10 protein-coding genes are annotated in these 20,350 nt (G+C 57.5%); 5 read left to right on the top strand and 5 right to left on the bottom strand.

The features are described from left to right. Positions 1-3 precede the first annotated feature (3 nt). The 3 genes from E1180_RS21630 to E1180_RS21620 form a co-directional block, all read right to left on the bottom strand. Positions 4-1,980, bottom strand: coding sequence for an autotransporter assembly complex protein TamA (locus tag E1180_RS21630; RefSeq protein WP_208997296.1), 1,977 nt, complete (start codon positions 1,978-1,980; stop codon positions 4-6). 275 nt (positions 1,981-2,255) lie between these two features. Further along, positions 2,256-3,167 carry a bifunctional methylenetetrahydrofolate dehydrogenase/methenyltetrahydrofolate cyclohydrolase FolD gene (folD, locus tag E1180_RS21625; RefSeq protein ID WP_155194753.1) on the bottom strand — a complete coding sequence of 304 codons (912 nt, stop codon included), beginning with the start codon at positions 3,165-3,167 and terminating at the stop codon, positions 2,256-2,258. A gap of 147 nt (positions 3,168-3,314) precedes the next feature. Continuing rightward, a complete protein-coding gene (locus tag E1180_RS21620; protein ID WP_155194751.1) occupies positions 3,315-4,487 on the bottom strand; it encodes an AGE family epimerase/isomerase in 1,173 nt (390 codons plus the stop codon). Between the two features lie 247 nt (positions 4,488-4,734). Between E1180_RS21620 and E1180_RS21615 the strand changes: the two genes are divergently transcribed. From E1180_RS21615 to E1180_RS21595, 5 genes are all read left to right on the top strand, one after another. Further along, a complete protein-coding gene (locus tag E1180_RS21615; protein WP_155194749.1) occupies positions 4,735-5,865 on the top strand; it encodes a polysaccharide biosynthesis/export family protein in 1,131 nt (376 codons plus the stop codon). Between the two features lie 72 nt (positions 5,866-5,937). Continuing rightward, the gene (locus tag E1180_RS21610; RefSeq protein ID WP_208997295.1) at positions 5,938-7,287 is read left to right on the top strand and encodes a capsule biosynthesis protein; all 1,350 of its coding nucleotides are present in this window, start codon (positions 5,938-5,940) and stop codon (positions 7,285-7,287) included. Next, entirely contained in the window at positions 7,271-8,590 is a 1,320-nt protein-coding gene (locus tag E1180_RS21605) for a capsule biosynthesis protein (RefSeq protein WP_155194747.1), read from the top strand. Before E1180_RS21610 ends, E1180_RS21605 begins: the two co-directional genes overlap by 17 nt. Before the next feature lie 161 nt (positions 8,591-8,751). Continuing rightward, entirely contained in the window at positions 8,752-10,326 is a 1,575-nt protein-coding gene (locus E1180_RS21600; protein WP_196220676.1) for a capsular polysaccharide export protein, LipB/KpsS family, read from the top strand. A gap of 15 nt (positions 10,327-10,341) precedes the next feature. Beyond that, on the top strand, positions 10,342-11,133 hold the full coding sequence (locus E1180_RS21595) for an SDR family NAD(P)-dependent oxidoreductase (protein WP_155194743.1): 792 nt from the start codon (positions 10,342-10,344) through the stop codon (positions 11,131-11,133). A gap of 21 nt (positions 11,134-11,154) precedes the next feature. Here E1180_RS21595 and E1180_RS21590 read toward each other — a convergent pair whose 3' ends face one another. Together E1180_RS21590 and E1180_RS21585 are read right to left on the bottom strand one after the other, a co-directional pair. After that, complete coding sequence (locus tag E1180_RS21590; protein ID WP_155194741.1) at positions 11,155-12,516, bottom strand: aminotransferase class I/II-fold pyridoxal phosphate-dependent enzyme; 1,362 nt, start codon at positions 12,514-12,516, stop codon at positions 11,155-11,157. Positions 12,517-12,541: 25 nt separating this feature from the next. Then, a complete protein-coding gene (locus tag E1180_RS21585) occupies positions 12,542-20,137 on the bottom strand; it encodes a type I polyketide synthase (RefSeq protein ID WP_208997294.1) in 7,596 nt (2,531 codons plus the stop codon). Positions 20,138-20,350: the final 213 nt, after the last annotated feature.

Raw genomic sequence — 20,350 nt, 5'->3', positions numbered from 1 at the left:
GCGTTAGAACGCCTGGCTCAGTCCAACATAGAGGGCGAAATCCGGATCGTCTTGTTCCGGATCAAGCGGGACCGCAGCATCGATTCTCAACGGCCCTATAGGAGTAAAGTAGCGCAAACCGGCGCCCACGCCCACCTTCAAGCCGCCCGAGAAGTCAGGAATGCTGTCTTCATAGGCGTTGCCTGCATCAACAAAGCCGACCACCCCAATCGTGTCTGTCATTTTGACACGCACTTCGCCGGAGAGTTCAATAAGGGACCGTCCGCCGGAGATTTCGCCATTTACCCGCGGTCCGACATTTCTATAGGCATACCCACGGATCGAACCGCCGCCACCGGCAATAAACCGGCGGCTCGCCGGAACGTCGCGGACGGAAGGTGCGACGATTGTACCGGCCGTGACCTTTCCGGCCAGAATGAAGCGTTTTGCATCGTCAAGGGCGAGGTAGGACGAGGCTGTTCCACGCACAAACCCCATGGCCGTTGAATTGAACGTGTCATAGGCGGGCTCGGCGAAGATGTTCGCGAAGATCCCTTTGGAGGGATTCAACGGGTCATCGCGGTTGTCGAAGGTGAGTTCGGCCGGGATGCCGACAAGCAGATAGTCGTTGTCGCCGAAGACATCTTCTTCATTGGCGTAGTAAACCTCCGCGCCCGCGCGTGCGCGCAGCTGATCGCTGAATTGCCGGTTCAGATAAGCGTCATAGGTGATTGTGCGGCTCAGGTACGCGTCGGGGTTTTCCTGTTTCGCGCCCAAGCTGGTAGAGAAACTGGTGAGCGGCCCGAAGACGCCCGGTTTTTCAAACGCAATGCGGGCGGAGTATTCCTGTTCGTCGATCGAGTTGCTTCCGATCCGGCCGACGGATCCTTCCAGGGACAGCAGTTCGCCGCGCCCGAACAGGTTCCGGCGCCGCCAGTAGGCCTCAACCCCAAAGCCTTCCGTGCTGGACCAGGAGGCGCCCGCGCCGATGACATGCCGCTTGCGCTCGCTGACCGTAATCGTGATGGGCATGAGACCCTCAGGGCCTGAGATGTCGCCCTCTACAAAGCGGATGGACGAAAATATCCCGAGTTCGTTCAGTCTTTTCCGCGCCCGTGCAAGGTCTTCAGGTGAATAAACGCCGCCTTGCGGCAACATTGCCTGTTCGACCACGAAGGCGGGGTCGGTGACTTCTGTCCCTTCGACAGTCACAACACCGAACCGCGCCCGCGGACCGGAGTTTACGACCAGCCCAACATCCAGCGTGTTGGAGCTGTGATCTGCGGTGATCCTGCGCTCCGCGATGCTTGCCTTGGGATACCCCCGTCCGCGCAAGAGTGTCAGCATACGCCGCTCAGCAGTCAGGATCTTACCGGACTCGGCAGGTTCTCCGCGTTGGAGGCCCCAGAATGCCGGATCTGTTGACAAATCGCTGCTGCGGCTCGTGACCGAAACGGACCCGAATGTGAATTCCGGGCCCGGATCTATACTGATCGTAATGGGTACCGGGCGCTGATCCGGCAGATCGCCGCGTTCAAGCGCTGTTTCAAGGGGAATACCGGCAAGCGCAATATCGACCGTGCCGCCATAGCGCCCGTCGGCATAGAGTTTTGCGACAAGGCGTTCCCGATCGGAAAGAGCGCGCGAAATCAGTCCGGCTTCCCCGGAAGGCGGTTTATCCTGTTGCGAAATCAGCAACGAGGCGCCTTCGAGGTCTTTCTTCAAATCTTCATTGGTGGAGGTGACCGTGATGGCCGCAGCATAGGGCGTCGGGTCCGGAACCGCTTCTGCGGTCTCCTCATCGCCTCCGAAGAGTTTCCAGCCAAAAATCTCGAAAGCCTGGGCGGGCGGAGCCGCCGAAACGAGGGCGGATCCAGCAACAAGAGCCAACAGAAAGCTACGCACACCAAGAGGCGCGGCGGCGCAAGCTGCCACGCGCAAAGACACGCTCAAGCGCAAAGCCCGGAGCAGTCCGGACTTTCGAGACGGTAGACCCTTCACAAACTGCCGCCTAACACGGTTATGGGGCAGGAAATTGCTCCTTCATTTGCAAGTGAAACGGAGCAATCAACACCCCAACTGCATTTGCAGCCCCTACGTAACATACCCTAAGTAGCCATGGTTAAAGATCTATCACCGAGATAGATCATGACCTCCACTGCATTGCAAGCCAACCGGAGCGGCACGGGAGGCCACGCTCCAAACTGTGAACCAATAGCTAGGCCTGCGGGAGTGAATGCACAGGCCCTTGGGACGTCTCCGCCCTGACAGGACGTTTAGAAAAGCGGCTTGTCGTCCGGAAGACCCATGAGCCGCCGGGCGGCTGTTTGTGTGTTCACCATCAGCATGGCAATGGTCATTGGGCCAACTCCGCCAGGCACCGGAGTAATCGCACCGGCATGGCCAAGCGCTTCTTCAAAAGCAACGTCACCCACCAGACGGGTCTTGTCAGGACCAAGGTCTGGTGCCGGAATGCGGTTGATGCCGACGTCGATGACCGTTGCACCATCCTTGATCCAGTCACCCTTGATCATTTCCGGGCGGCCAACCGCGGCGACAACAATGTTCGCGGACCGGACGACATCGGGCAGATCCCGGGTCCGGCTATGGGCAATGGTCACGGTGCAGCTTTCCTGAAGCAGCAGGCTTGCCATTGGTTTTCCAACAATGTTGGACCGGCCGACCACGACGGCGGATTTTCCCGAGAGGGTCTCCCCAAGCGTGCGCTTCAGCAGCACAAGGCTGCCGGCAGGTGTGCAAGGCACCAGCGCACTGTCACGCTCTCCGGCCGTCAGGAGCCCGACATTGATGGGATGAAAACCGTCGACGTCCTTGTCCGGACGGATGAGCCGCAAAACCTTGCTTTCATCGATATGGCCGGGCAGGGGCAGCTGAACAAGAATGCCGTGAATGTCGTCTGCATCATTCAATTCGCTGACCAGAGCAAGCACGTCGGCTTCGCTCGTGTCGGCGGGAAGCGTGTGTTTAACCGAATGGAACCCGCAGGCTTCAGCGGCGCGGTCCTTGTTGCGGACATAAACCTGGCTGGCAGGGTCCTCGCCGACGAGAACGACTGCAAGGCCCGGCCGCTTTCCAGTTGTTTCAAGAAGGGATGCGGCACGGTTGCGGATTTCCTCACGGACCGATTCTGCAATCGCTTTTCCGTCAATGATTTGAGCCTGGGGCATTGTGCCTCCCGTTTTCAAGCTGCGGCGGGCATTGGTTTTTTGAATCGCGCATAGCTATAGGCTGCCGGACAAAAAGGCGGAAGACGGATTCCGTCTTTTCTTGCCGAACATCCGCCATCCAGCGGGGGCGGTGGTCGAAAAGTCCTTTTAGAGCTCTTTGGTGAAAGCCTGCAGCTCGGAGATGGCACAAACGATGTGATAGAACGAACTCGCCGGTGCCGGCTCGTCGGCAAACGTTCCATCGGGCTTGAGCTTGTCGTGCCATAGACCAGCTGGCACGTCTTTGAAGAAGGCGAGCATTGCCTCTGCAGCGTCAGGAATATCGTCAAGATAGGCTGTGCGTTCCGGTCCAGACGATACTTTCGCAAGAGCGATAGCTGCCTTGAGCCATTCCGTCTGGCCCCAAAGCCGGGCAATGGGATCGAGGACCGTGAAATCATCGCTGAGGGCCATGAAAACGGCCCCACGGGTATCATCAACGCCGAATGTGCGCCCGATATCGTAAAGCCGCCGGGCGGCGATCAGCGCATCGGCATCCTGGCGGGCGGTTCCCCACCTCACCAAAAGCCAGGCCCATTCGAACTGGTGCCCGGGCTCCATGATCCGGCCGGACGCATCAGGCATTGGTGACCAATCGAGATCGAAAAACTCCCTCAATCCGCCGCTCACCGGATCAATGAAGGCGACCAGCGCCAACTCGGCAATCTCGTCTGCAAGGTCCTGCCAGACCGAGTTTTCGGATGTTTCTTCCCAGGCAAGACACGCCTCGAACAGATGCATATGCGGATTGGATTTGAGGGGCGCGGATTTCTCCGGCGTGTCGAAAAAACCGTCGCGCGGATGCTGGAAGTGCGCCTCTATGTAGGTCAGAAGGCGCTCTGCTTCCTCGTGGGCCAAATCTGCCCGCTCCGGAATAAACCGCGCGATTTGGGCAAGGGCGAACAGCGCAAATGCCTGATTGTAGAGATCGAATGTACCGTCGGCCAATTCGCCAGAGGGGCCGGTTACATTGCCATAGTGTTCAAGATCTTCGCGAAACGTTCTTTCATACCAGGCCCACAGGCTGACGGCGATGTCAGCAGCGGCGCCGTCCCATCCAAGGTTTGCGCCTTCCAGAAATGCATAAATCTGGCGCGGCGGAACACGCGCCCTGACGGTGTCAGACGCCGCAGCTCCAGATTTGAGATCAAGCGATTCGAAACAGGCGCCAGTTGATGCGTCAATTCCGGCGCTTGACCAGACAGGCAGCGCTTTTTGTGTCAGCCAGGAGGTCAATTCCTCCGAAATTTTGAGGAGGCTTGCGGCCTGATTTGGGTGCATGCGGGCAATCATCGCAGAGCCTTTCAATTGGTCGCCGGAACAAGCCTTCTTTGGTGCGTACGTGACACACCATGACAAATTTCAAGCCTGCAAATCGAAAATTTATCAATTCATTAGGTAAATCAGAACCAGTGTGACAGCAATGCCACATATGATGGAATTCTCCCTGGATTTTGTCAGAACGAGCTTGGATACCGGTGGTGCGGGGTGTTACCAGACGGGCACAAGTTGGGTGGATCGGGGTAATATGCGTTTAATTGCTACTATGGTGCTCGCGGCGGCGTTGACGGGATGTGCTGCTCTTCCCGGTGACGGGCCAGCGGCGATCAACATCACGTCGCAGGATGTCGAGACCAGTGCCCAATCCGGCGACTACACGGTCGTGACGATCGACAACGCCAACATTGAACTGATCAAGGCTTACCGGCCGCTGGCATTCGCCAATCAATTCCGGGGTGTCGGGCGCGGTGGATCTCCAACCCTTCTGGGTGTTGGTGACACGCTGACCGTCTCCATCTGGGAGGCAGCTCCAGATGGGCTGTTCACCGGCGGGGAGACGGGCTCAAGCCGCATTCCATCCGTCGTTGACGAAAGCGGATATATCTTCATCCCCTATGCGGGCCGGGTGCGTGCAGCGGGCTTGAGCGTCGAAGGGCTTCGCCAATCGATCCAGAAGAAGCTCATTGGCAAGGCCGTGGAGCCTCAAGTCCTTGTCAGTCTGGAAAACAAGCTGAGCACCACGGCCGTTGTCGTTGGTGATGTGGTGAAGCCGGGGGTTTATCCGCTCTCCTTGCGGGATACGCGCCTGCTTGAACTTGTCGCAAAGGCTGGCGGGGCGCGCGAGGCGACTTACGAAACGGTCGTTACACTGAAGCGTGGGAACCGTGCTGCAACGACCCGCCTGGAAGACCTGATCGATTTTCCGGAAAACAACGTCCAGATTTCCCCGAACGACAACATTCTGCTGTCGCATCGCCCGCGTACCTTCTCGGCGTTTGGCGCGGTCAAGACAAACCAGCTCGTGCCGTTCAAGACCAAAAGCGTAACGCTGGCCGAGGCTCTTGCAACAGTTGGCGGATTGCGGGACGAACGGGCCGATGCAAACGGCATATTCTTGTTCCGGTTTGAAGATGCCGCGTTGGTTCGGCGTTTGAAACCGGAGTTGGCCGACCGCTATCCTGGAAATGCCGAAGTTCCGATCGTCTACAAACTGGGGCTTCGTGATCCCAGGGGGTTCTTCATGTCCCGCTTCTTCGAGATGCGTGACAAGGATATCCTTTACGTTTCGAACCATCCGACTGCTGAGCTCGGCAAATTCCTGCAAATCATTGCACCGCTCATCAGCAACTACTCGACTGTTCAGCGCATCGCCGATTAAGGTGAGGTGCGCTGAATACTCACAGGTGGTTTTAGCCGGTCGCAAAGATCAACAGGAACGAAGTGCATCGGGATGAGCAAGACCGCACCCATGGTGGTTCTTTTTCTCCAGGGCCCGCCAGGTGTGTTTGCGAGGTCCATTGCCGATGCCCTTGAGGCGCGCAACGTCAAGACACTCCGGATCAATCTCTCCGCCGGCGACTGGCTCGGCTGGCACGATCACCGGTGCCGGTCTTATCGCGGTAGCCTGAAAGACTGGCCTGCATGGCTGCGTGCTTACTGCCGCGGGAATGCGGTAACGCATATTGTCTATTATGCCGACCGCGTTCCTTATCATGTTGCCGCGGCAGAGGTGGGGGCGGACCTCGGGCTCACCTGTCTTGCTTTTGAAAACGGGTACTTGCGTCCGGATTGGATTACCCTTGAACGTGTGGGGATGTCCGCGCATTCGCTCTTCCCAGCCGATCCGGAAACAATCCGGGCTGCTGCTGACGGCTTGCCGCCCATTGACCGGCGTCCGCTCTATTCCTACCCCTTTGTGAATGAGGCTGTGAACGAAGTCTCATACAATATGGCCAATGTGCTCTTTTCCCTGGCCTATCCGGGATACAAGCGGGACAAGCTCTATCATCCGCTTATTGACTATCTCAGCAACATTCCGCGAATGGCGCTGGCAAGACGCCGGAACCGGCGAGCGAGCCATGTCATTGACGACATCATCTCCGTGCGGCTGCCATATTACGTTTTCCCGCTGCAACTGCAGAGCGATTATCAGCTGCGGTTTAATTCCCAATATACGCATATTGCCGATGCAGCCGAGGAAGTCATCGCGTCCTTTGCGAAACATGCGCCGTCCGCGGCACGGCTCGTTTTCAAGATCCATCCGCTGGACAACGGGATCGAGCCTTGGGAGCGCATACTCAAAACGATTTCCAAGAAGTATCGCGTCAAGAAGCGCGTCTATCTGGTGGACGGCGGGAATCTTGATCAGTTGCTGCGGCACGCAACTGGCGCCTTGACCATCAACAGCACAACGGGCATCCATGCGTTGCGGGCAGGGTGCCCGACAAAAGTGCTCGGAATTGCGCTGTATGATATTGCCGGTTTGACGTGTCAAAAGCCGCTGGACTCGTTCTGGCGTCAGGGAACGGCACCTGATCCGGAGCTGGTCGATAGCCTTGAAAGGCTCCTTGCGGCGACCATTCAGGTAAAGGGGTGTTTTTACACGCTCGAGGGGCGGACAGCCGCGGCCGAGCAGATGGCGGACCGCATTATCGCCGGCACAGTCAATTTGCCCGGAGCATTGACCGCAACACCACCAAGGCTGGAAGAAGCCCGGGAGCGTGGCATCGCAACGACATTTGCAGGGCAAATGGCAGCGACGGGAAAAACCGAGCGTTGGACCTATGTCTGGCGGGCGTGAAGACGCGCCCATAGACGCCGGTGATTTGCAGGATCGGCGACTTCTGTTCCTTCAGGGGCCGCTGTCGCCCCTTTTCAAACTTATTGGCCGTGATTTCGCCAGCCGCGGCGGAGAAGTTCACAGGATAAACTTTTGTGCAGGCGACTGGTTCCACTGGCATGGTCCTGAATGCACGAGCTATCGCGGGACGCCAGAAAAGTGGCCGGATTTCCTTGCCGAATTTGTAGATCGCAACCGGATTACAGATCTGGTGCTGCATGGCGATCAAAGGCTCTATCACCGCTTGGCGATTGAGAAGGCGATAGACCGTGGCGTCTTTATCGCGGTCACGGAATTGGGGGCCCTGCGGCCCGGTTGGATGACGCTGGAACAAAATGGTCTGTCGACACTGAGCCACTTTCCAGTCGCGCCCGATGCCATCAAGGAGATAGCTTCGGCTGCCGGGGAGATTGATCTGTCGCCGCGTTATCCGGGCTCGTTCTGGCTTCAGACCGGACCGGATGTTTTTTATAATTTATCGAACGTTTTGCTGAAGTTTCTTTATCCGAACTATCAACAGCACACGCTTTACCCGCCCGTGCTGGAATATGCCCGCGGCGCAATGCGTTTGGTCAGCCAAGCCCGCCGTGACCGCGTCGCCGATATGCTTTTGAAACAAATTCAGACCGGAGGCAGGCCGTATTTTGTTCTCCCGCTTCAGCTTGAAGGGGACTTCCAGTTGCGCCGGCACTCTCCCTTCGGCAGTTTTTCCGAAGTATTAGAGCTTGTCATCGCCTCCTTTGCCAAGGCAGCGCCGCAAGATGCAAGCCTGGTCATCAAAAGCCATCCACTTGATGTTGGTTTTGAGAACTGGCCGACGGTTACAGAGGAAACGGCTGCGGGACACGGTGTTGCTGGCCGCGTGCATTTCCTGGATGGTGGTGGCCTTGGACCGGTTCTGGAAAAAGCAGCGGGTATGGTTACGGTGAATTCGACAGCCGGCGTGGAAGCCCTCCAGATGGGCGTTCCCGTCAAAACTCTGGTCCCGGCCCATTTCGATATCGAGGGGCTTACATCAAGAAGCCCTTTGGGGTCTTTTTGGCAAGCGCCTGAACCGCCGGACGCGCAACTGTTGGATAATTACATCCGCGCTCTGGCCGCCTCCACGCAGGTCCGAGGCTCCATCCACAATCGGGAGGGCGTTCTGGTTGCTGCTCGTAATATGGCCGACCGGATAGCAAGCCGGGAGTTGAATTCTTATGGCGGTTATGTCGATCCGCCGCCGCGTCTTGCCCGTGCCCGCGAACTTGGAGTGCCGCTGTGATGGTGTTCACGCGCCTTCCGGGCGGTGGCAGGGCCGGTCCGGCTCTGAAACCGGCAATCCCTTTTTTGAGGCAGTTGTGCCGTTCGGGCTATAAGGATCATTGGAAACAAGACCGACCGGTCTTTCTTTGGGGGCATAATGAATCAGCGCTGAGGAGAGTTTTGACCCGCGCGAACCGGGCTAGAACACGCCTCATTCTTGTTCTGGATGGGCCGACACCCGTGGACGCACGCCGCGTGCCCGCCAGTCTGGTTCTAATCGAATTGGATCCTGAAGCGTTGAGTGCTTTGGGACAGGGCGAGTCGGTTTCCAAAACGGTCCACCGCCAACTCTTGAAGCCTCGGACGGCAAATGATCTTCGTTTCTTGGAAGCATATCGCAGCCTAAAATTGTCTGCTGAGACGGCCGGTGAACCTGCAGATCAGTCCGCCGAGAGCAGCTTTCTGGAAACCTTGCTGACAAGCGGAACAACAGACCGCGTGCCACGCGGGATTTGGTCACAGGTGATGCAGGACGCCCAGGCCGAACCGTCAAGCCCGGACGATGTGCTCAACTTTTTGCTTCGCGATCATGTGGTCTGGCAAAGCCCCTATACCGGCGCGATACTGGAATCCGATGAGGCCCTTAAGATTTACGCGCTTATCCAGGCGCATTGGCAGTCCAATCAGCTCCCATCCCATTGTTTTGGGGCACAGCACTGGAACCATCCATCGATCAAGGCCTCGTTTTCGGGCGTCGGCGGGCATGTGAGCTTTCACAAATCGCAAGATGAAACCCTGGCTGAGGCCAAAGAAAGCGGCGGCCGCATTTTGTCCTGGGCGGGTCGGACGGACGAGGCTTTTGAGACGGCAAGCGATAAGGCAAATGTTCCGCTGATCCGGATCGAGGACGGTTTTCTGCGGTCCGTTGGGCTTGGAGCGGGATTGGCGCGCGGGGCAATGCTGGCAGCTGACGATCTTGGGATCTATTATGATCCGTCCCGTCCCAGCCGGCTGGAGATCCTGCTGCGGGACTATGACCTGGACGAGGCAGAGCTTATCAGGGCCGAAACGCTGGTCGGCACTATTCGCACGGCCCGCGTCTCGAAATACAATTTTGGGGTTGCGCGGCAGTTCTCATTCCCGAAGGACAAGCGCATCATTCTCGTTCCAGGCCAGGTGGCCGATGATGCCGCCATCCGCAAATCCCGGTCGGCAACCATCGACTGCGCCCACACCGAAAATGTCAATCTGGATCTCCTCAGACTGGCACGGGACCGTCATCCAGACGCATTTCTGATTTTCAAGCCGCATCCGGACGTCGAAACCGGGTTGCGGAAAGGCAAGGTGCTCGAGTCAGATGCGCTCGAATATGTTGATGAAGTGGCTCGGGATGCAAACATCGTCGACCTGATTGATGCGGTGGAGTGTGTCGAGACTTTCTCGTCATTGTCCGGGTTTGAGGCGCTTATTCGCGGGAAAACCGTGATGGTTCATGGCGCACCGTTCTATGCCGGTTGGGGACTTACCGAGGACTTGACCGCCTTGAGCGGGAGGGGGCGCAGACGCAGCCTGAACGAGCTCGTATATCTTGCTCTGGTCAAATACGCGGTAACGATCGACCCGGTGACATTGCTGCCTTGCAGTCCGGAATTCCTAGTGTGGCGTCTCAGTCAGCAGAGGCAGGACCGGAAACATGTTTTGACCACAACGTTCAAACGCCGTTTATCGTGGCTTGGCAGAAGATTCGGGATTTGAGGCAGCAGGAAACGCATGACCAACGCCAAGGCCAAAGTGATTGTGATAACCGGAGCGAGCGGAGGGATTGGCGAAGCGCTTGCCTGCGAGATGGCCGGGCCGGCCACTTACTTTGCACTCATTGCCCGCGACAAGGACCGGCTGGCGCCAGTGCTGAAGAAAATAAGAGCCAGAGGCGCGGACGGTGAGTGCGCAGGAATTGATATCCGGGACCGTGACACGCTCCATGCTTATCTCGGCGACCTGGACGGCCGCCTGCCGGTTGATATGGTCATTGCCAATGCGGGCGTGACCGCCGGTCTTGGCCCTGAGCGTTCGCGGGAGCGCGATGCCGACAGCGACCGTCAGATCGATGTGAATTATCGGGGTGCCGTCAATACGGTGACCGGGCTTGTGTCCGGCATGCAGGCGCGTGGCTCTGGCCAGATCGTGCTGGTGTCGTCACTGGCGGGGATGCGTGCCCTGCCGGACATGCCGACTTATAGTGCCACGAAAGCTGCACTGATTGCTTATGGTCATTCTCTGCGCGGCTGGCTGAAGCCTTCTGGCGTCAGTGTTACGATCTTGTGCCCCGGTTTCGTGACATCGCCCATGTCCGCCCGGCACCAAGGACCAAAACCGCTCGAAATGCCTGCCGGAAAGGCTGCCAGGCTCATGGCTAACGCGATTGCCAGGCGGAAGGCTTTCTACGCGTTCCCGTTTCTGCTGGCGACCGGAATTTTGCTTCAAAACCTGCTTCCGCCCAAGATCTCCGATCTCTTCATGGGCGGGTTCAAGGCCGACATCGATTCCGATCCTCGCTACTGAAACGCCGGCGGCAACGAAGCTTTAACGCGCGGCCTTAATCAGGCGGTCGACGGCATTTCCATCCGCCCGCAAGGCATCCAGTTCGGCGGCTGTTGTCTGGACAGCGCGGGCGATCTGATCCTCAGTATGTTCACTCGTTACGAAAAAGCGTATCCGGGCCGATTTTTCCGGCACAGCCGGGAAAATGATCGGTAGCGCGTTGATGCCCCTGGCGAGCAGGCGGTTCGAGAGGGTCGCAGCTCCTGCGGAATCGCCCACGATGATTGGAACCACTGCATAGCCTTCGCTCGGACCGGTATCCAAACCGGCGGCCTTGGCAAGTTTGAGGAACAATTTGCCGTTTGACTGAAGTTTGGCAACCCGTTCGGGTTCCTTCTCAAGCAAGCGGCAGGACTCGATGGCGGCTGCGCCGAGCGGCGCCGACAAACCAACGGAGTAAACAAAACCAGGCGCCGAGACTTTCAGGTAATCACACAGGACTTTTGACCCTGCGATATAGCCGCCACAAGACGAGAACGTCTTGCTAAGCGTGCCCATCCAGACTTCGACTTCGTTCGGATCTACGCCGAAATGCTCAGCAATTCCCTTGCCGGTCTTCCCAAGCACGCCAATGGAATGGGCTTCGTCTACCATCAGCCAAGCATCATAGGATTGTTTGAGCCGAACGACCTTCTTCAAGTCCGGGAAGTCCCCATCCATGGAATAGAGGCCTTCGACAATGATCAAGGTGCGCTCGAATTTGTGCCTGTGTTCAGACAGCAAGCGTTCCAAAGCTTCCAGATCATTGTGAGGGAAGTTCATCCGGGTCGCGCCGGACAGCCTGACCCCTTCTGAAATGGAATTGTGGACGTAGGCATCTGTCAGGACGAGATCGCCCTTTTGCATCAGATGACCGATGGTGGTCACATTGGTGGCGTGGCCTGAAACCATGACGATTGCAGATTCGACGCCGTGAACCCGGGCGAGGGATTGTTCGAGCTCACGGTGAAACGGTCGCTCGCCCGCAACCACCCGGCTGGCCGAGACGCTGGTTCCATACTGCTCGACAGCTCTCTGGGCCGCACCGGTAACCTCCGGGTGCCCATTCAGGCCGATGTAATTGTAAGAGGCAAAATTGTCATACACTGCATTGTCGATTTGGCTCGTTCCGGCTGCCAAACCATCATGAGGCCGGAAAAAGGGGTTTTCGATCCCCATCATATTGGCCGCCGCACGGTGCATCTGGAGCTGTTGTATCTGCGGCAATTCCTTGAAGTCGAAGACCTTCCTTTTGACCGGGCGTTCCTGCGGCGTGGCTGCCGGCCGTTCGCTTTGACGGGTGCGCGCAGACCGGCGTCCGGCTTTTAGGCTATCCATCAGTTTGGCCCTGTCGTCAGCGCCCATTGCAACTTCCTTTGCTTGCCAGGTTCTAGAGGAACGAACCAAGTTCCCGGCTTTTGTTTTCAACTTCAGCCGCCACATCTGACAGGTCGTCCGATTGCGCGCGGTCGTCCTCCATATGAAGGCTCGCCAGCTGCTGGGTGTCGTCAGACATGCCCGAGGCTTTTTCCTCGCCAAGAACACGGTTAGCGACCCGGCTTGATAAATCGATCAGCGTCGCCCCATTGGCAAGGGACATAAGCGGAATATCGATCCCGAGCTGGCGTTCGGCGCTCATGCGCAATTCGAGAGCCATCAGGGAATCCATTCCGATTTCCGACAGTGGCTTGTGGGGATCGATTTCTTCGGACGAGATCCGAAGGATCTTGCCGATTTCCGTTGCGAGCAGCTTCGCAACTGTCTGAGCGGCCGTGACGGCGTCCATGCCGTCCAGCATGGCCGCCAGATCAATGGCGCCGTCAGAGCCTGCGTCCGGATCATCGCTCAAGCCCAGCAGACTGACCAGCGGGGTTCCGACAAGCGCAAGGTCCTTGCGCGCCGCATGCCAGTCAATCCGTGCATACCCCACGGACGCATTGGCCGTGCCGCCGGTTTGCGGCATTGCCATCAGAGCCATCAGGCCGTCCAATGCCTCTTTTGCGGTCAGGGCGTGCCTGCCGAGCTTGCGGGACAGCATCTCGTTGACATCTTCGTTCCGGGCCAGATACCCCGCATCTGAGATCGCTCCCCAGGCAACGGACAAGGCCGGGCGGCCCTGCGCGCGGCGTTTGCGGGCCAGGGCTTCCAAGTAACCGTTTGCCGCAACGTAATTTGCCTGACCGGGGTTGCCGACAAGGGTCGTGGCCGAGGAGTAGAGCACAAAGTGATCCAGCGGATCATCTTGCGTCAATCGGTCGAGCAGTTCCGCTCCACGGATTTTCGGCGCGAGCACACTGGTGAGGCCCTCATGGTCCATATTGGCAATGAGGACGTCATTCAAAACCATGGCTGTGTGGAAAATGCCCTTGATCGGCAGACGGTTGCTGCGGACCACAGCAAGAGCAGCCTTCACGGCCTCTTCGCTGGTGATGTCGCAAGACAGCCCATGAACCGTCACTCCGCGCTCAGCAAGTTTCGCGATCGCTTCTTGCGCTTCCTCGGTTCCCGCGCCCCGGCGGCTGAGCACCGCAAGATGCCGGGCACCGTGATCTGCGAGCCGGTGCAGGAGTGCAATACCGAAACCGCCGAAGCCGCCGGCAATGACGTAGGCCGCCTTCGCGTCCAGTTCCAGTTCGGTCTTGACCGGAACATCAACAGGAACTCCTGGCGGCCGCAGCACGATCTTACCGATATGCCCGGCCTGTTGCATGAGGCGGAATGCGTCCACGACTTCAGACGCCTCGAATGCGCGATGCGGCAGCGGCTGCAGAGTTCCGTCTTCAAACAGGGCGACAAGTTTGACGAACAGTTCTTCGGCCAGTTGTGGCTGCCGCGTCAGCAGTTGGTCGGCGTCAATTCCGAAATAGGTCAGGTTTTGCCTGAAGGGGCGAAGACCAATGCGGGTGTTGCCGTAATAGTCGCGCTTGCCCAGTTCACAGAAGCGGCCAAACGGTTTCAGCACCTCAATGCTGCGCTCCATCGCTTCGCCAAACAGCGAGTTGAGCACCACGTCAACGCCATCGCCGCCGGTGAGGCGCATGATCTCATCAACAAACGCCAGGCTACGGGAATCCAATACGACATCAGCCCCGAGTAGTTTCAAGGTGTTGCGCTTGTCTTCAGATCCAGCAGTCGCGATGATTTTCGCGCCCCGCCATTTCGCGATCTGAAGCGCTGCGAGGCCAACACCGCCTGCGCCGCCATGAATCAGCACCGTTTCCCCTTTTGCCAAACCAGCTAGGTGCACCAGAGCATAGTAGGCCGTCAGGAACGTCACCGGGATTGTTGCCGCCTCTTCGGGCGACACCGTGCTTGGCATCGGGGCACAGCCGCTCTCGTCTACGGTCACATGGCTTGCAAAACAGGCAGGTGCGAAGGTGATGACCTGATCGCCGGGCGCAAAGCGGGTGACTTTTGATCCCACATTGACGACGTGGCCGCAGCACTCCATTCCGAGTGTCGGTCCTGCAAAACCGTCTTCCAGCGCTTCTTCCGGCAAAAGCCCAAGCGCCCACATGACATCCCGGAAATTGAGACCACTTGCGCCAACGGCGATTTCAACGTCACGCTCCCCAAGCGGTTTCCGTTCCACAAGCTGCCAGCTCAACTGGTCCAATGACCCTTGGCGCAAAATGTCCAGGCGCATGGCTGATTCAGCGCCCTTAGTCAGCGCCGTTTGTGACAACAGCCCGCCTTTGACAATGCGAAGGCCAGATCTGGTTTTGCTGTCCAGCACAACTTCGCGTTCGCCGTTTGCAACAAGGACTTCCTCTGCAACGCGCGCGGCCGCGATACCCGGTTCCAGGTCGGGTGAAACATCAATCAGCTTAAGGTTGGCGTCCGGAAACTCATTCATGACCACACGGCCGAAGTTCCAAATTGCGGACTGGGCCGGCTGTGGTGCCAAGCCGCCGGCAATGTCCTGAGCGCCTGCCGGTGCAAGGAGAGTGATATTGCCCGGTTCTGCTCCAAGTGCTTGCAGCAGATGGATCAGGCTATGACAGCGCTGATCCACAATCGCCAGGCTGTCGCCGGTGTCTGTGAACGCCCCGAGGAGGTGGATCAAATGGCCGTCGTGATCGGCAAGCAGTTTTTTCAGTGCATTATCATCACTGGTGTCAAGTGATGCGCTCCAAATCCCATCGCCGAGCGGCTCGGTCGTCGCGCCCGGAACCAGCAGTGTGGCGTCAAGACCATCTCTTTGGAGGCATGATTTAAGGCCTTCGGCAAACCGGTGTGCCTGCCCATCGGTATCGGTCAGGATGAGATAGCGTTTCGACGTCTGCTCCTCTGTCTTGCTCTCCGCAGTTTCCTCGGATGCTTCCTCTACAACGGCAAGGGCATCAGGGGCACGCGCTGCAATAAGATCGGCCTCCACCAGTTCGGATTTCAAAGGCACCGTTTCAACGGACTGGAATCCCGCGGTTTCGAGCGTTTTCTTCCAGTCGCTCTGCTGCTTGGTAACCGGAAATTCCGGCGTCGCGCTTTCCTGCCACCAATCCGTGGCAACACCTAGGACGAGATCTGTCAGTGGGTTTGGCAGAGGCTCGGCAGCGAGGACAAGCCCATCCTTCACGACCGACAAACCCAGCGTTTTGAGCGCTTCCGGCTCTATATCCGCCAATGAGCGGGAGAACAGCAAAAGATCATATGTCCGCTCTTTGGCTGCCTCATCAAATTCGGCGAAGGACACCGCAGCAGATCCTTGCCACAGACGCTCCCCACGTGACAGATCGGAGCTTGATGTGTCAGTGACGGTCACCGCCATGTGCGATGGATCTAGGATGTTATCAAGGGCCGCGGCAATTCCGCCCGCTGCTCCGACGATCAAGATGCGCAACGCCTGATCTTCCGGCCAGTTTGTAACGATTTCCGAAGCACTTTCTTGCAGTGCAGAAGCCAGTGAGCGTTTGACCGGAGAGGCTGATCCGTAAGCCTCCAACAGACTTGAAGAATAGATAGTTGCGGCGTCTTCTTTAAGTCCGCACTGAAGAATATCAGGAAGTCCCGTCCAAAGGCGGGAAATGAGTGCAGCTTCCGCCACGTGTTCTCCGCCTCTTTCGAACAGCGCCTGCAGGAGCGTATCGGGAGAAGGGGTTTCGGACGGATCTTGCAGGATGTAGCCAGCTTCCGTTTCCTCCGCGAATCCGGTCTCCTCAAGCCAAATCAGGATTGATGAGGCTAATGGCGCTGCTGTTTGGTCGAGTTGTCCGCCTTCGATCAGACTGGTTACTGTTGCAGGTGCGGAACCCGTGATCGAATAAAGCGCCTCATGCGCGACCGAGCGGCCGAAAGCTTCGATCAGAACCCGGTTGTCATCGAACTCTTGATCGTCCGCGCCGACCAGACCAAGTTTCCCGGCAAGAGCAGAAAGCCCGGAGTAGGCCGCCGATATCGGCGAGGTCCTGTCCCACGGGGGCAGGATAGTTGCGATTTGGCGGTAGATTAACTCATCCTGGCGTGTTTCCTGGCCAAGTGTTACAGCCTTAAAGCGCGTCCGCGACAAACGGGCAATGACATCTCCGTTGCCGTCCAGATATTCAAAGCTTGCTTCAATCGATCGCGGGGATGCTTTGGTAACTTCGATACGCGCTGTAGCCGGTTGCGCCTCGGGTGCAAGCAAGCGCAGGGCGCCAATACGGATCGGCAGGAAGGACGTGTTTTCCGGGACGCCTTCGACACCTTCCAGCAAAGCGAACAAACCGTGAAAACCCGCGTCAACCAGCGTTGGACAGAGTGCGAACTGGAGATCCTGTGCCGCCTTCTCCTGATCTAACAATTTGACCGTTGCCGTGGTATCGGAGTGTTTCTCGACGCTGGCTGCCCGCCGGAAAGCAGTCCCGTAATTCAGGCCGAATGTTTCGGTGATCTTGTAAAGATCATCGTGGGACAGGACAGTGATCGTGTCTGCCGGAGCCTGTAGCCACGGACTTTTACTATGGGTTGACGGCACCGAAAATGTGCCGCGCGCATTCAAGGACCAATCACTATCGGACAGGCGTGGACGGGACAATACTTCAACAACGTGATCATCCGAAGAGATCCTGACTTGGGTTTCCCAAACCTCGCCGTCTTCTATCACGAGCGGCCGGATGATATCGAAATCCCGGAGTTCGATATCTGAGCCGCGGGTCCACCTCAGGGCAGCACGCAAGCACATTTCCAAGTACCCGGCTGCAGGGAAGACGACACTGCTTTCAACCTTGTGGTCATCCAGAAAGGGCAGGGATCCGGTGTCGATATGATTGAACCACTCGGATGTGTCCTCGCGCAGACGGTAACCAAGCAACGGCCACGTCTTACCGAACATGAAATTGACCTGTTCGGAGGTCCTTTCCGGTTGAAAAGCAGTGTTCTGCCAAGGGTATGAGGCGAGTTTGGCAAATACTTTCGGTCGCGGCCCGACATATTTGTCGAGTGATACAAGTCCACCGTGCGCAACAATCGATGCCGCTATTTCGTCCAGCGGGTTGGAGCTCGGGGCTTCCCCAGTGTGTTTTTGCTCTTTAAGGGTTTCCAGAAACTGAGCTTTTTTGCCCTTTCCCCGAAGAACATCATTGACATAAGTGCCAAGAACCGGTTTCGGACCGATCTCAACAAAAACAGAAAAGCCGTCTTCGGCCATCGTCCCGATCGCAGATGCAAACCGGACGGGCTGGCGCACGTTCAGCCACCAGTAATCCGCATCGGTTGCGACCTCAGGTGCATCTGGTGTCACGGTCGAGTAGAACGGCAAACTCGCTTTTGTCGTTTCAAGGCCGTCGAGAGCAGCCAGCAAGGGCTCCTTGATCGGGTCCACAAGCGCACTGTGGAACGGATAGGCCAGATTGAGACGGCGCAGTGCCCACTTGTTCTTGCGTGCAAACTTGGCAAAGGCCTCAAGGCTCTCAGTGTCACCGGAAATTGTAACGCTGCGCGGGCTGTTCTCCGCGGCAAGCTCAAGGCGCGGCAATCCGCTGTCCGCGATTGCCTGAACGGCCTTTTCCGCCGGCAGAAGGAGAGCGGCCATTGACCCGAGATCCCGGACGACCTCTTGCTCGCTGGATCGTGCCCGGATGACACGCACGGCTTGTTTGAGATCCAGTGCCCCTGCACACCATGCGGCCGCGACTTCCCCGACCGAGTGGCCGGCCACGCCCGCAGAGTCAATGCCACGTTTGCGCAGGGATTGAACGATGCCGACTTGGATCGCAAAAAGAAGCGGCTGAGCAATTTCAGACCGTTCCAGGTCTACGTCCAGGTCTTCTGCGAAAAGGGTGGTTACCAAGGACCAGCCGCTAACGGCCATGAACAATTTGTCAACACTGTCGAAGGCAGATCTAAATACATCGTCCGTTTGATACGCGTCTTGGCCCATGCCGGCCCATTGCGAGCCGTTTCCGGAAAACACAAATCCGATTTTGGCATCTGGCCTTATGACGCTGCCTGAAACTGCCCCCGCGGTCTTGCCGCCGCTTTCGGTAAATCCCTTCAGCGCTGCAAGGCGCTCGTCCTGGTCTTTGCCAAGAACCACCAGCCGCTCTGAGAGCATATCCCGTCCATGGGCAAGCGATGTTGCAAGCGTGGTGACCTTGGCAGGGTCTTCAGTTTCCAGAATTGCCGCATAATCAGCCGCTAGGATTTTGAGCGCGTCTTTGGACCGGGCGCTGATGATGAGTGGAGCTTCTTCGGCTGGGAGTTCTCCGACGACCGGCGCAGGATCCGGATCACCGATCACCGCATGGGCGTTTGTCCCGCCAAACCCGAATGAGTTGATGCCGGCGAGGCGCCTTTCGGCAGTTTTTTCAAGCTCTTCTGATTGTGTCGCGACCCTCAGATTGAGGTCTTCAAAGGGAATGTCGGGGTTTGGTGTGTTGAAATGAAGCGAGGGTGGAAGGACATCGTGATTAAGAGCAAGTGTCGATTTTAGAAGGCCAACAAGCCCAGATACCGGTTCAAGATGCCCGACATTCGTCTTAACCGACCCGATCGGAAGGACATTATCGCGTTTTTGTCCAATAACCTTGCCGAGGGCATCAGCTTCAGCCGGGTCGCCGACACGTGTTCCAGTCCCGTGAGCTTCAACAAATGCAAGCTGTTTTGGGTTGATGCCCAAGCCGTCATACATCTCACGCAAAAGATCTGCTTGTGCGTAGGGCGAGGGCAGGGATAACCCCACGGTGCGGCCATCTGCGTTGATGCCCGTTGCAAGTATCTTTCCGTAGCTCTTCGTGCCTTCCGGCAATTCTGTGCGTGCGGACCGCAAAACGATAACAGCCCCGCCCTCGGACCGAACATAGCCGTCGCCATTCGCATCAAATGCCTGGCAGAGCCCTGTTGGCGACAGCATTGTTGCGCGGGAAAAGCCGACAAAAGCGAACGGGCTCAAAAGCAGACTGACACCGCACACAATGGCCGTATCGATCTGCCCGCTCTCAATGGCGGAAACGGCCTCATGCAGGGCAACCAACGAAGATGAGCAAGCAGTGTCAACAGTGAAGCTCGGCCCGCGCAAATCGTAAATATAGGATATCCGGTTTGAGACGATGGACAGCGTGTTGCCGGTCATGAATTGCATGTCGGCCATTGCAGGGTCCACCAGAAACCGGTGGTGATAGTCCAAAGAAGACGCACCGACATAAACGCCGGTCGTCGTACCGGCCAGATCGCTGGGTCTAAGATTGGCGTGCTCGAGCGCTTCCCAAACGAGCTGCAGAAGCAGGCGCTGTTGCGGATCCATCTGGATCGCTTCACGCGGTGAAATGCCGAAAAACCCAGGATCAAAATCCCAGACGTTATCGAGCTGCCCAGCCGCCCATGTATAGGACTTTCCAGAAGTCGATTGTGCCGGGTGGCCGAAACGCGCGAGCGGCCAACGGTCGGTCGACACCGACGAAACGGAACATTGGCCGTTCTTCAAAAGGTGCCAGAAAGCCTCGTTGTTGTCTGCGCCAGGGAGGCGTGTAGAAAAACCCAGAATATCAATGTTGGAGGTAATCGATGCCACAGTACAACCTGTTATATTCTTTTAAAGCCAGAAGAGATCAGCGGGTTTTAGATTCTAAAATGGCGAACATCACACCGTAGTCTCCGTCACAAACATACCCGAGCGGCGGTCAGGTTTGTGTTATTTGCACAAGTCACCATAGCCCAAGGCTTCCGCCCATGCTACCTGCTGACACATGTTGCAGAGCAATAAATTCGAGGAAACCTTTTAGCG

It is taken from the genome of Roseibium denhamense (genome assembly GCF_009711415.1).
GTDB lineage: Bacteria > Pseudomonadota > Alphaproteobacteria > Rhizobiales > Stappiaceae > Roseibium > Roseibium denhamense.
This window is presented reverse-complemented; position numbering and strand designations above follow the sequence as displayed.